This is a genomic window from Gottfriedia acidiceleris (assembly GCF_050457485.1).
GTDB classification, from domain to species: domain Bacteria; phylum Bacillota; class Bacilli; order Bacillales; family Bacillaceae_G; genus Gottfriedia; species Gottfriedia acidiceleris_D.
On sequence record NZ_JBCMJM010000016.1, the window covers coordinates 247,657 to 261,240 of the forward strand.

The 13,584-nt window shown below is 35.0% G+C and carries 14 protein-coding genes; 2 read left to right on the top strand and 12 right to left on the bottom strand.

Features of this window, described 5'->3' with window-relative positions:
* Positions 1 to 197 precede the first annotated feature (197 nt).
* The 12 genes from ABEY15_RS16880 to ABEY15_RS16935 all read right to left on the bottom strand — a co-directional run bounded on the left by ABEY15_RS16880 (position 198) and on the right by ABEY15_RS16935 (position 12,329).
* On the bottom strand, positions 198 to 1,031 hold the full coding sequence (locus ABEY15_RS16880) for an MBL fold metallo-hydrolase (protein WP_429891303.1): 834 nt from the start codon (positions 1,029 to 1,031) through the stop codon (positions 198 to 200).
* Positions 1,032 to 1,455: 424 nt separating this feature from the next.
* On the bottom strand, positions 1,456 to 2,268 hold the full coding sequence (locus ABEY15_RS16885; RefSeq protein ID WP_429891304.1) for an SDR family NAD(P)-dependent oxidoreductase: 813 nt from the start codon (positions 2,266 to 2,268) through the stop codon (positions 1,456 to 1,458).
* A 307-nt stretch (positions 2,269 to 2,575) separates the two neighbouring features.
* Positions 2,576 to 3,772: an MFS transporter gene (locus ABEY15_RS16890; protein ID WP_429891305.1), complete on the bottom strand. Its 1,197-nt coding sequence runs from the start codon at positions 3,770 to 3,772 to the stop codon at positions 2,576 to 2,578.
* Positions 3,773 to 4,133: 361 nt separating this feature from the next.
* Positions 4,134 to 4,709, bottom strand: a complete 576-nt coding sequence (locus ABEY15_RS16895; RefSeq protein ID WP_429891306.1) for a TetR/AcrR family transcriptional regulator — start codon at positions 4,707 to 4,709, stop codon at positions 4,134 to 4,136.
* 137 nt (positions 4,710 to 4,846) lie between these two features.
* Positions 4,847 to 4,990, bottom strand: coding sequence for a hypothetical protein (locus ABEY15_RS16900; RefSeq protein ID WP_429891307.1), 144 nt, complete (start codon positions 4,988 to 4,990; stop codon positions 4,847 to 4,849).
* Positions 4,991 to 5,124: 134 nt separating this feature from the next.
* On the bottom strand, positions 5,125 to 6,036 hold the full coding sequence (gene pstA / locus ABEY15_RS16905) for a phosphate ABC transporter permease PstA (protein WP_429891308.1): 912 nt from the start codon (positions 6,034 to 6,036) through the stop codon (positions 5,125 to 5,127).
* A 15-nt stretch (positions 6,037 to 6,051) separates the two neighbouring features.
* On the bottom strand, positions 6,052 to 6,933 hold the full coding sequence (pstC, locus tag ABEY15_RS16910; RefSeq protein WP_429891309.1) for a phosphate ABC transporter permease subunit PstC: 882 nt from the start codon (positions 6,931 to 6,933) through the stop codon (positions 6,052 to 6,054).
* An 87-nt stretch (positions 6,934 to 7,020) separates the two neighbouring features.
* On the bottom strand, positions 7,021 to 7,908 hold the full coding sequence (locus ABEY15_RS16915; protein ID WP_429891310.1) for a phosphate ABC transporter substrate-binding protein PstS family protein: 888 nt from the start codon (positions 7,906 to 7,908) through the stop codon (positions 7,021 to 7,023).
* A 146-nt stretch (positions 7,909 to 8,054) separates the two neighbouring features.
* On the bottom strand, positions 8,055 to 8,711 hold the full coding sequence (phoU, locus tag ABEY15_RS16920; RefSeq protein WP_429891311.1) for a phosphate signaling complex protein PhoU: 657 nt from the start codon (positions 8,709 to 8,711) through the stop codon (positions 8,055 to 8,057).
* Positions 8,712 to 8,733: 22 nt separating this feature from the next.
* Positions 8,734 to 9,558 carry a phosphate ABC transporter ATP-binding protein PstB gene (pstB, locus tag ABEY15_RS16925; RefSeq protein WP_429891312.1) on the bottom strand — a complete coding sequence of 275 codons (825 nt, stop codon included), beginning with the start codon at positions 9,556 to 9,558 and terminating at the stop codon, positions 8,734 to 8,736.
* Positions 9,559 to 10,330: 772 nt separating this feature from the next.
* Positions 10,331 to 11,221, bottom strand: coding sequence for an aldo/keto reductase (locus ABEY15_RS16930; protein ID WP_429891313.1), 891 nt, complete (start codon positions 11,219 to 11,221; stop codon positions 10,331 to 10,333).
* Positions 11,222 to 11,330: 109 nt separating this feature from the next.
* Positions 11,331 to 12,329, bottom strand: coding sequence for an aldo/keto reductase (locus ABEY15_RS16935; RefSeq protein WP_429891314.1), 999 nt, complete (start codon positions 12,327 to 12,329; stop codon positions 11,331 to 11,333).
* 360 nt (positions 12,330 to 12,689) lie between these two features.
* Between ABEY15_RS16935 and ABEY15_RS16940 the strand changes: the two genes are divergently transcribed.
* The gene (locus ABEY15_RS16940) at positions 12,690 to 12,764 is read left to right on the top strand and encodes a TetR family transcriptional regulator (protein ID WP_429891470.1); all 75 of its coding nucleotides are present in this window, start codon (positions 12,690 to 12,692) and stop codon (positions 12,762 to 12,764) included.
* Positions 12,765 to 12,769: 5 nt separating this feature from the next.
* Complete coding sequence (locus ABEY15_RS16945; RefSeq protein WP_429891315.1) at positions 12,770 to 13,324, top strand: TetR/AcrR family transcriptional regulator; 555 nt, start codon at positions 12,770 to 12,772, stop codon at positions 13,322 to 13,324.
* Positions 13,325 to 13,584 lie beyond the last annotated feature (260 nt).

Genomic DNA, 13,584 nt, shown 5'->3' on the forward strand with positions numbered 1-13,584 from the left:
CCTCTTTATGTATTCATTTTTATTAATTCTTTCGTTAATTAGTTTAGAATACTATTTTGTCTGAATTAATCTCAATTAATAACTTCCGTTCATTTAAAATGAGCTATTTGCTTTAACATTAGTCTCCTCACAATTATTCAGATAATCTTCTACTGCGAGTTGGCCGTCCCTTTGTAATTTTTAGTCCTTAATGTCTTTTAAAATAGATTAGGTTTACCTACATTATTTTCATTTATTATCGATGTTACAATGTGTAGTGAATCCCATTCTCCACCTGAAAATTTTATAATTGGGTATCTTTTTGGAAATAGCTTATTACGGATAATTTCAGCTGAATTCCCTTCTTTATGTAAAGTTAATACTTTATGTTTAATAGCTAATAAATAGTCTTGTTTTCGTTCAAGCGCTGCACGACCATCTTCTACAAACCCTGCATGGCTGCAAAATACATCTTGAAAATCATAAGTTAATACTCGCTCTAATGAGTTAATAATTGAAGGGATACATTCTTCTGCTAATACGACTTTTGTCCGTTCACTTACAAATAAATCTCCCGTAAATAATTGACCAGTCTCCTGATTTAATAATGCTTTATGATCAAAAGCATGACCAGGTGTATCGATTACTGTCCATGTCGCATTTCTGGACTTAACCGTTTCAGGCATAGCCTTAGCATGAAACGGTTTTCTCCTCCCCCAAAAGAGTTGCCTATATAAAGGATAATCTGCACGTCGTGCGCAATAATCAATTGTTTTTTCACTTAAATAAATTGGTAGATTCTTTGTTTTTTCAATATAAGCAGCACAACCTGAATGATCTTCATGAGAATGAGTTATCATTACTTGATCAAAATCTGCTTGGTCAATAAAAGATTCGAAATATCTATGTAAGGACTGCGATCCTGTATCAATTAATACTCCATCTACTAAATAACTGTAAACATTTAATGAAACACTTAGAAATTTAACTTCTCCATTCAAGTAAGAGACACCATTTTTCTCTCCTAAGTTTGATTTTTTCTTTAAAAACATCACCTTTCATCTCCTTAGTATTAAATAGTAAAGATATATAATACGTAAAAAATTTTTATACTTTAAATATTCTGATTTTAAATTTTATCATTTAAATGAATGAATAGCCACTCATTTTTTGTTTTGAATTGAACTGTCATTTAGTGTATTAAAAAAGGACTTGAATTAGCTCATTGCTAATTCGGGGTATTTTCAAAAAAATGAAGATTATAAATTTATGACAAGCCCCAAGAGGGCTTGTCATGTATCTACTCCTAACCTCAGATTTCTTTCCCCATAACTCGCGGCATTGGATAAAGCATAGGTTGGTGTGAAATAAAGATAAAGTTTTTAGACTGATTCATTATAAAGAAACTGCGTTAGTTAACGATCTTAAAAAGAAAGTCCTAGACTGACGCTGTTTCAACCTATTATAAATTCAAATTCAATCCGCTTCAGCCGAACGGTCTAACCACGTATTGACCTCTTCAAGACGCTTGTTATAAGCTTCTCGGATTGTATATGCAGCATGTGAACCAACAGGAAGTCGCAGTGGTACATTATCGCTTTTTATAACGGAAATGATATATTGCACCGCTTTTGTTGGGTCACCAATCTTGATGTTCGTCATACCTTGCTCAATTGCTTCATACAAAGGAGTATATTCTTGTTTCTTTTCAGCATGTTGCATAGACCCGCCTAAAAACTCTGTTGCATACACGGAAGGTTCAACAATCGTCGTCTTGATTCCAAAGCTTGCGAACTCTTGAGCGAACGCTTCAGAAAAGCCTTCAACTGCAAACTTAGATGCAGCGTACAGACTGTATGGAGGCATTGACCAATTTCCGAAAAAGGATGAAAAATTAACGTAATGTCCAGAACCTTGACGTTTAAAGACAGGTAATGTCTCTCGAATAACATCTAGTACACCGAACACGTTGACGTCAAACTGATTTCGGATTTGTTCATCAGTGTACTCCTCTAGCATACCGAAAAGTCCATATCCGGCATTATTCACGACAATATCAATTTTCCCGAAAACGTTAACGGCTTCTTGGACAGCAGATTGGATTTGCTCCTTGTTTGTCACGTCTAAAGCAGCAAGGTGAACACGATCCGGTGCCAGTTCTTTAAAATCCTGTATAGCATTAAGATTTCGCGCTGTAGCGACCACTTTGTCTCCTGCATCTAGCAGCTGTTGCACAAATTCTCTACCGAATCCTGTCGAAGTTCCTGTAATAAACCATACTTTACTCATCTTTATCATTTCTCCCTTTTTTTTTATTCGGATCTGATCCTCTGCTTTATAACAAAACTTGACAGTGATCGATCAATAACCTATCTTAATTTGATACTTTTTAATAGAATCCCTCAAAAATTTTCTATTTATATGAAACTTTTAAGTTGATAGCAAAATCATATTAGGGATTCTCCTTCTATAAGACCATATTTGCAGTTGCTTTGATCGCAACTAATAGCTGAAGAAATTATTTAAGAACATTCATTCTCAAATATTCAAATAAAAATTAAAGTTTAATTTGCCCCTTTCAGTTCTTTACTACATATCATCTTGATGCTCCTTGATTTGGAACTGCTGTACTATATGTCTCACGTTTAAATTTTACTGAATACAAAAATATATAGGCAACAATTATCGTTGCAAACAAATTAAGAAATACAAGTGCTAAGTTTAAATTGAAAAATTTTGTAAGTACTCCTACTCCTATAACAGGAACAATAAATCCAATATAAGCAACAAAATAAAAAGCTGAAATTACACGAGGTCTAGACTCAGGTTCTGGCAATTTACCTGCAAAAAATAACGCATTCTGAAAAGTCCATCCGCCACCTAGAGCTTGTGTGAATACACCTATCCAGAGCAATGCTAAACTTGATGTTTGACCAGAGATGACAATTAGCCACGTACCAACAAGTAGAAACAATATACCTAATCTAATTCGAGTAATTGGATGATTCGGTCTAGGTATGAACTGAGCAGTTGCTGATCCACTTAATAGTACGAAAAATATTAAACCTGCAATAAAGTGATTAGACGTATGAATTATATTTTTGACAAAAGTAGGAATTAGTGCAAACGCAATCCCTTGTAACGTGAAAACTGTAAAAATAGGAAGTGCTGACATTGCCCAAAAATGTGAACGAATCTTTTTGGGAACACCTAGTGATATCTTGTTTTTAGCACGCTTTTGCTCAGGTGAAACAATATCTTTTGACAAAGTTTCAAGGGTTAAAATTGATATGATTAAGAAAACAATCAGAATGTAAAAAGGTAATTTTAACGGTTGAACTGGGATATATTGCAACATGAAAGCAGCAATTAATGGTCCAAGTCCAAAACCAACGAGAACTGTAACTCCTGATAGTTTGAGTGCTGTACTTGTGTCTTTTGGAGAAGTATGTCTCATTAAGAAAGCAACTGCAGTACCTGTAAAGGCACCGTATGCAATTCCTTCTAATATTCTTCCAGCATATAACATCCACACTCCAGTATTACTTAGCAATAAAATAGTAGAAACAATGGAAAACAGGATACTAATACGGATTACTTTCTTTAATCCCCAAACGTTCCCTTTTGCTCCTACAATAAGTAAAGTTGGTAATAGAAAAACAGCATAAATAGCAAATAAAATTGTAATTTGCAAACTACTTAATTGATAATATTCGCTATACAATGAAAACATTGGAGTAACAAAAGTTGCACCACATGACATCAATAATATAATTAATAACATTCTTTTCATGTTTACATTCCTTTCATTTTTTTACTGTTCGTTCTCAAAAAGCCATAAAGATAGTTGTGCTAAACGTTATCGTGTTCAAAGATTTGTATAAGCACAAACATTTTATCTGTTTCTCTTTTGAGAATGTTCGTTCTAGAATGAGCTGTCCCTCCTCCTATATTAATAAAAATGGATGATCTTAGTTATGTTCTATGATTACAAATAAAGCAATTATTTCTACCTCGCGAATATATTTATAACATATTGAGAACGAACGGTAAATAATTATTTTTTACCATTCGTTCTCAAATGGTCATCAAAATTTAACCACTTTAAATAATTAACTATTATTACTCTCTCCTTTCGCAGTAAAATTAAATAGTTAATCTAATATAGAAAGTGTTATATCAACAATATTTTTTAGCTTATTTTTATCATTAGTTGTTTTTGCTAATACTCGTAATCCTATAAAAGAATTATGAATAAACTGAGATAATTTTTCTATATCATGGTGCTTTGGGATTTCACCTGAATTTTGTCCACGCTCTAGTAGTTCAAATATAATTTCTTCTGTTTTAGAAAAAATTTGTTCAATTTTTTCGGCTACATTTTCATCATGTAAAGACAATTCAACTGCACTATTCACTGTTAAACAACCAACTGATTTTTTATTATCTTTAGAAATAGGCATTTCTAATATACTTCTAATAGTATCCTTCACAGATAATGATTTCTTAGCTTGTAAATTCATTTCTTTTTTCATTTTGTTATCATAAAGTTCTAATGATTTTATAAACAAAGAATGTTTGACACCAAATGTATCATATAAACTTCTTCTATGAATCCCCATATGAGAAACAAGATCCTGCAATGAAGTTTTTTCGTATCCTTGATACCTAAAAAGTTCCATCGCTTTTTGTAACACTTCTTTTTCATCATATTCTTTATGTCTAGCCACTGTTATTCCCTCCTTATAAAAGATTATAGCATTAAAAAGGGACTGAAGATAACTTACTTCAATCCCTCTTTTCTTCTCTATCTAGTTTTTTAAAATTAAAATTGCTAAAAATATATTTAGTTTCTATACAAAATTTCTTAAACTGTTACTGACTTCTTTGTTACGTATTTTACATATTCAGCAGCATTTTGAGCCAATTGCTCATCGGTTATGTTACTAACCCCGTTCAAAATAAACGGCGTCATAAATGACTCAAATAAAGGTGCATATTTTAAATTCATGAAATCTTTTCTCCTCATTCGATTAATTATGCATTCTATGCTTGCATTGATATTAATTCAACTAAGACTGATTTTGGTTTTGAATCCTCAATCCATGATGAAGCGTTGTCAACATCAAGATAATTTAACAAAAATCACATAATTTCTTTTACTTTCACTTTTCTTTTACTACCTGAATATTTTCTATGGATAAAATTAGCAATTAATCGAGCTAATAGATTAAATAATAGGACCATAACGATTAACACTGCAGCCGACTTTGCAGCAATTTCGTGAGCGTCTGGAACAATACCTTCAGAATTCAGTTTCCAAATATGAACTGCTAATGTTTCCGCAGGCCGGAAAATATTAAATGGATTCATTTGACTATTTATTGGAGCAACCGAATTTAATACCGGAGATGTTAATCCTGCAGTATAGATAAGAGCTGCTGCTTCTCCAAATATTCTGCCTGCTGATAGAATAATCCCAGTGATGAGTTGTGGAATTGCTGTAGGAATACTTATTTTAACAATTGTTTGCCATTTTGTGGCCCCTAAACCAAAACTACCTTCTTTAATATTTTTCGGAACATCTAGTAGTGCTGTTTCTGATACACGAGTAAGACTTGGTAGATTTAAAATTGTAATTGCTAGAGAACCTCCAATTAATGAATAGCCCCAACCAGTCATTGTAACAAATACAAGTAATCCGAATAATCCAACTACAATTGATGGTAAAGAAGCTAAAGTTTCTATACAAAGTCTGACAAAACTTAGAAATTTACCTGGCTTTGCATATTCTGCCAAATAAATTCCTGATCCTAACCCTAGAGGTATAGAAATAAGCAATGTTAATACTAAAATATAAAATGAATTAAATAATTGAGGACCAATGCCACCCCCTGCTTGGATATTGCTTGGTCTTCCAAATAAAAAATTTGGGTCCCAAAATCCCCATCCTTTTGAAATTATTTCCCATAGTAGATAAATAAGTAGTAAAACAACTAATAATGAAACGGTATAGAGAATCATCGTCCATATTTTATCAATACTTCGAGCATTCATTATGTTTGTCGCCCCCTATCTTTTACCTATTAATCGAATAATTAAAATAAAGAAAAATGAAATGAATAGTAAAATCATTGCCAATGACCATAATGCATTGTTCCATGGGGTTCCATTCATCGTATTCGCCATATCCATTGTTAATATACCAGTTAATGTGACCGTGGGATCAAAGATGCTTTTAGGGAATTGAAGTGTATTACCAATAACCATCTGAACTGCTAAAGCTTCGCCAAAAGCTCTAGCTAAACCTAGTACTACACCAGTCAATACATTAGTAATAGCAGCAGGAACAATAGCTTTGCTAATTGCTTGCCACCTAGTGGAACCTAAGCCATATGAAGCCTCTAAATAATCTTTTGGAACTGCTCTAATAGCATCCGATGCTATGCTTGCAATTGTTGGAAGAATCATGATACTCAAAACTATTATTCCTGCAATTAAACTAAAACCAACTCCACCAATATAATTACGAATAATCGGAACTAGAATTGTTACACCCAGAAATCCGTAGACAACTGAAGGGATACCTACTAGTATTTCTAAAACAGGTTTTAATATTTTATCTCCAAAAATTGGTGAAATATAATTCATAAAAATAGCTAAAGCAATTGCAATTGGTGCTGCAATAATAACTGCCCCAATTGATACCACGATTGAACCAGTAATAAATTTTAATGCTCCAAACCTAGGATTTTGTGCGTCATTTGGGCTCCAATTAGGAGAAAATAACATTTCAAATAATGAAATATTACTATGAATAAATGATTGTATTCCTTTACCTACAATAAAAATAATAATCAAAATCGTGGTAAGTACCATTAAAATACCGCAAAATGTTACTAATGTTCTTCCTAAGTATTCGTTTGCAAAGTAATTTTTTTTTCTTGTTTTCATAAATAACTCCTAATAATAATTTAAGTGCTAATAAAGGGTGCCTAATCAAACTTAATTTGAAATAGTACACCCTTTAGAGTTAGATCATTATTTTAAATTACCCATTTTAGACATCGGTATATATCCCATTTCTTCGACTTTCGCCGAAAAATCATCGCCTTTAACAAAATCTATATAACTTTTCCCTGGTTCCTTTAAATCACCTTTTGTAATCATGTATTCATATGAGTAAAATGGATATTTTCCAGATGTAATATTATCTATTGAAGAATCATTTCCATCAATTTGAACAATTGTTAAAGCATTCTTTTTATCTCCAACAAGATATGAATTTGCTAAATAAGAAATCGTCCCTGGAGTACTGTTAATTGCTTGTTCTACAGCTCCATTTGAATCTTGAACTGTACCCACTGAATCGTTTATTTTTACACCACTCATAACTGTTTTTTCGAAAGCTGCTCTTGTTCCAGAAGCAGCTGGACGATTAATCACATTTATTTTCTCGTCTTTGCCGCCAACATCTTTCCAATTTGTGACTGCCCCTGAGAAGATATCTTGAATTTGTTTTAACGTTAATGAAGTAACAGTAACATCTTTATTAACAATAATCGAATACCCGATACCTGCAACTTTTGTTTCAACTAAATCCTTGGCAAGAGCTGGATCACTAAGTTTTTCAGCAGCTGGTACATCAGAATTCCCGATTTGAACTGCTCCTGATGTTACTTGGTTCACCCCAGTTCCACTTCCACCACCTTGAATAGTAATCGAAACACTTGGATTATTACTCATGAATTCTGTAGCAGCTTCCTCGGCTAAAGGTTGCAATGCAGTTGAACCAGCCGCTGTAATCGTACCGCTTAATTTTCCGCCGCTAGTTTGATTCTTTTTATTCGTATTTTTTTGAGTGTTACATCCTACTAAAATGACTGCTACTAAAAAAAATGCAAAAATCAGTTTAATATTACGTTTCATCAAATACCTCCAAAGTAAAAATAGTTGACCTTTATACTATTGCAATTTAAGTTTACAAAAATAGTTTGTGCCAAATATAAACTGCTATGCAATGTAGATTCATTCGCATCATAGATTCAGTTTTCATAATTTTTATTAGTTCACTTTTATTGATTCAAGAAATAATGTTTACCTTTTACAAGATAATAAATATTTTCAGCAATATTTGTTGCATAGTCTGCAATTCTTTCTAGATATCTGCAAATAAATGCCATCTGCATTAAATTTGTAACGTGATCAGGTGAATCGGCGATACTATTCATTAAAAATTTAACAGTTTCTCCATATAAATCATCTACTTGATCATCGATTTCACCAATTTCTTTAGCCGCATATAAATCCTCTGAGCGATAAGCATCCACCGCTCTAGATAACATATCAATTCCTAGTTCATGCATTTTTTCAATATTTTCTAATGGTAAATTTTCTTGTCGATCACGTATCCTTATCGTCGACTTCGCGATATTTACAGCGTAATCGGCAACCCGTTCTAGGTCATGTGAAATTTTAATTGCTGTTAAATTCCTTCTTAAGTCTACGGCTACAGGTTGCTGTCTAGTAATGATTACAACGATTAGTTCGTTTATCTCTTCTTCTAATTTATTAATGCGCTCATCTTCATCAATTACTTCTAAAGCTTTTTCAATATCTTCAGCTCGAAATGCATCCATACTTTTAATTACAGCCTTTTTTGTTTTCTCAGCTAATTCGATGATTAATTCTTGTAAGGTTCTTAAATCTTCTTCAAATTTATGTCTCATCAATGATCACCTCTAAATTCTTCTATTAACCGAAACGCCCAGTGATATAATCCTCGGTACGTTTATCTTTTGGTGTAGAAAATAATTTATTTGTATCAGAGTATTCAACTACTTCACCACTTAAGAAAAAAGCAGTTCGATCAGATACACGAGCAGCCTGTTGCATATTGTGAGTAACGATAATAATACTGAATTCTTCTTTCAGATGATGAATAAGCTCTTCTACTTTTAATGTAGATATAGGATCTAATGCAGATGTTGGCTCATCCATTAAAATAACGTCTGGTTCAATTGCTAAACATCGTGCTATACATAATCGTTGCTGTTGACCTCCTGAAAGACCAAATGCATTTTCATGTATACGATCCTTCACCTCTTCCCAAATCGCAGCACCCTTTAAACTTTTCTCAACTATTTGATTTAGCTCTTTTTTATCTTTAATACCTTGAATTTTTGGTCCATAAGCTACATTTTCCCAAATTGATTTAGGAAAGACGTTTGGTTTTTGAAATACCATACCAACATGGGTTCGTAATTCTTCAACTGGGTAATTTTTATCAAAAATATTTTGATCTCGATAAAATATCTTTCCCTCAGTTCTAACGGTTGGTACTAATTCAACCATTCTATTTAACGTTTTTAAATAGGTGGATTTACCACAACCACTTGGTCCGATGATTGCTGTCACTTCATTTTCATATATACTTAAATTGATATCTTTTAACGCTTTATCTTGACCATACCAAAGAGATAAATTCTGTGTATCATAAACAATTAAATTTTTAAAATCAGAATGCGCTTCGATCTTATCATTTATTTTATGTTTTTCTTTAATCATTGTATTAGTCATTTATTTCGAAACCCTTCCATTTTGAAGTTTAAACAAGATTCTTAATTCAACTCTTAAATACCATATCTCCTCCAGTCACTAATGTCATTTATTTTTACTACATTCATTTTAATAACTTCATCTTGACTTATTGCTTAACAAGCGTTAATTCTATAAACCTATAAATATTACTTAGATTCCCCTATTAACGAAGTATCATTCAAGTCAGAATTGTAAAGAATCCCTCACTACACTAGTTGTTACAGGAAGTGCAAAGAGGCAGCGCCTTATTCGAGCAATCTGCCAATTTCATTTTTATTATCTTAATTAGGAAAAAATAATGAGTTAAAATCCAAAATTTGCTATTAATATAGGAGCTAATCGGCTCTTATATTTTGAGTTTTATACAAAATAATCGGACAGTTATCTAATTGATTGATTTCCAATCTTACTACCTTTTATGTTCTCCTTTTCCTTCAATGAAACGATAGAAACCTAAGTGACTTGATTGTTTTGTGTGCCATTGTAATATAATTATAAAATAATCGGTAATTTGTTTATGTTATTAATTCTTTGATAAGTAGATACTAAAATATGCAGCATTAGTCCAGCTGCATATTTTTATATTTTGAAAATACTTTTGGATTTGTTATTATCTAGTAAAAAAACTATAGTGTTTTACATACTTTGCCCCTGGTTATATGTCAACTCATGATGAAGAGGCGATGAAAACCCAAAGTACAGTCCCGACCGCAACGCCTGTATTTTGATCTTGGACCGATTTCTTTCAAATTCAATCCCCTTCAGGAACTAATAGAGTAATTGTTTCTACTTCCTTCGGCGACAAACGAATGTTGGTAGCTGCAAGATTCTCTTTAAGGTGCTCGATACTTGTTGTCCCAGGAATCGGCAGCATCCGCGGAGAACGATGCAACTGCCATGCTAGAGCGAGTTGTTGGATTGTGACGTGATGTTTCTCCGCAATCGGGACAAGAACATCTCGGAATTTTTTGCCTTCCTCGCCCGACGGCACAGCAGCTGGGTGCCAAGGTGAGTATATTATACCTGCTTCATCTGCCACTTTGAGCAACGCTGCACCGAGTCGGTTTCCGATGTTGTATTGAGCTGTTACAGCGGCGATCTCGGTAATACTCATTGCAATTCGAAGCTGATCTGCACTAACATTGGACAGTCCAATATGTCGGATTAAACCATGTTTTCGCATGCCTGCTAGTGTTTCGATAACCTCCTCGAAAGGCACGTCGGTCATCGTCGGCGTGTGCAAATAGTAGAGGTCGATGTGGTCGACACCTAAACGTCGCATACTCATATAAGCACATTGGCGTAAGTAAGATCGATTACCCACAGCGCTCATGTCGGTGAATTCAGGACCGCCCCGAACGAAACCACCCTTGGTAGCGATCACCTGATCCTCACCATAAGGGTGAAGAGCTTCGCGGATTAATTCTTCGTTTGAATGCGGACCGTATACGTCGGCGGTATCAATGAAGTTGACCCCTTGATCAATTACCTCGCGCAGCAACACGATCCCTTTATTGTGGTCAGGATATTCACCCCAGACCTTTGGACCAGTCAATTGCATTGCGCCGTATCCGATTCTGTTTACAGTAAGCTCACCACCGATCGTGACCGTAGTGGGGATCTCATTAAATGCTGTTTTCATAGCTCATCTTCCTTTCAAAAAATCTTGATATTTGTAGACTCCTTCGTACACCGAATATCTAATTGTAGCGATATTATAATGAAAATCTATTGATAAAGAGTTTAATCGATCATTTGTTGAGCAGTGACATCATGCCTTCTGAATAACGTTCACCCGATGCGACTCCGGCAGGGGCTACTTTGTCGAGCTTGGCTAGCTCATCTTTCGACAGAATAATCTCCGTTGCAGCAACATTTTCTTCGAGATAAACAATCCGTCTAGTGCCGGGGATTGGGACGCCACCCTGTGCCATGGTCCAAGCCAATGCCAGTTGGGAAGGCTTAACTCCTTTCTCTTTAGCGATGCAGCTGATCGCCTCGACGATATGCAAGTTGGCCTCTAAATTCTTTCCACCTAGCCGAGGGTCATAGTTACGAAAGTCAGTAGGATCGAGCTGATCGACCTTAAGCTGACCAGTCAGGAACCCGCGTCCTAGCGGTGAGTAAGGAACAAAGCCAATGCCCAACTCGAGAACCGTCTCTAATACGCCGTTTAACTCGACACCACGCTCGAACAGTGAATACTCAGTCTGAACAGCAGTGATAGGGTGAACAGCGTGAGCACGTCGGATTGTGTCAGCTGATGCTTCGGACAGACCAATGTGGCCTATCTTACCGCCCATGACCAATTTACTCATCGCCACGATTGTTTCTTCGATAGGTACCGTAGGATCGATTCGGTGAAGATATACAAGATCGATGTAATCCGTCTTCAACCTTCTCAGTGACCCTTCGATTGACTTGACGATATGCTCTGGTCTACCATCCACGACAGGTTTGCCGTCAACGATTTTGAGCTGGCCGTCATCCGTGAAGCCGAATCCGACCTTAGTTGAAATGACTACTTGGTCACGATAGCTTGCGAATGCGCGTCCAAGCAGTTCCTCGTTGTGGAAAGGCCCATAAGTTTGTGCTGTGTCGAAGTACGTGATACCGAGCTCGATGGCACGACGAAGCGTAGCTAAACTCTCCTCGTCGTTACTCGGGCCATAGGTAGTACTCATGCCCATGCAGCCTAAGCCTTCTACGGTCACTTTTAGTCCCTGTGATCCTAATTCGACTGTTTTCATATTTAGTTCCCTCCATCTACTAATTTTAATTTTCCACTTACACATTTTAGACGATATTCATAAAATGTCTACGTGTCCATAATATACAGTTAGACATTTATCGTCAAGTGTCTAAAGTTGATATATGCACAATAAATGAACGTCTCTAAATGCAGGAAATAATATCGTAAAAATGAGGAAATCCACAATTGGGTCGCGTCTTTTGGTTAAAATAAAGTTAGACAATATTAAAAAAACATCTACCTGTCTATAGTGTGTATATAGACATTAGGTATAAATATGTATAAAATGGGGATATAGACGATATGAAGAATCTACATATTATTTCGGCGACACTAGTGTTGTTCTTCAAGTACGGTTATAAACGAAATTGCAGAGGCTACAGACATTTCGCGCGCCGGGCTCTATCTGTATTTTAAAAATAAGGAGGAATGAAAATTATGGACGATAAAAAGAAGCTGCATATTGTTTCTACTGCACTAGAGATGTTCTACAAGTATGGATACAAACGGGTGTCTATGAACGATATTGCAGAGGCAGCAGGCATTTCGCGCGCCGGTCTCTATCTATATTTTAAAAATAAAGAGGAAATTTTTAATGCCGCGATTGTTCACCACGGTATCATGCTTATAGATGAGATTAAGAATGGTTTGTTGTCCCATAAAACGACTGAAGACAAAATTTCATACGCCTTCGAAGTGTGGGCGATCCGTAATTTCGACGATTCACTAAACTCACCGGAACATAAAGAAATAACGGAGAGCTCTTATCAGTTTGCCCAAGAGGCAATCAACACGTGTTTTGGAAAATTTGAGACCTTGCTTGCCGCCTTACTGGAAGTACACCCAGGGGCCACAAAGAGTGGTATTTCTCCAGTAAGATTAGCACAACTGATTACAGGCGCGTTACGCGGCTATAAAATTGTAGCCAAAAGTTCGGACGAGCTTCGCCATATGATTCAAGACATACTCCAGATTGTCTTTGCCAGTCAATAGGAGATAGTAATAATAGGAAAATCATGAACTTGATATCCATCGATTTAATTCATTTCAGTCTCTACATTCAATAATTTCCCTGTATTCTAAAATAAAAATATGGACCAAACATCTGGTCCATATCAACATCTTAGTATTTAGGTGTAAATGGTTGGTATAGGTGTTGCTTTACCGACCCTTATTGAACTACCCTGCAATTATGTTTAATTAGAACTTTGAGATTTTACTTAAATAGCAACGCTATTTCAAATATTTTATAG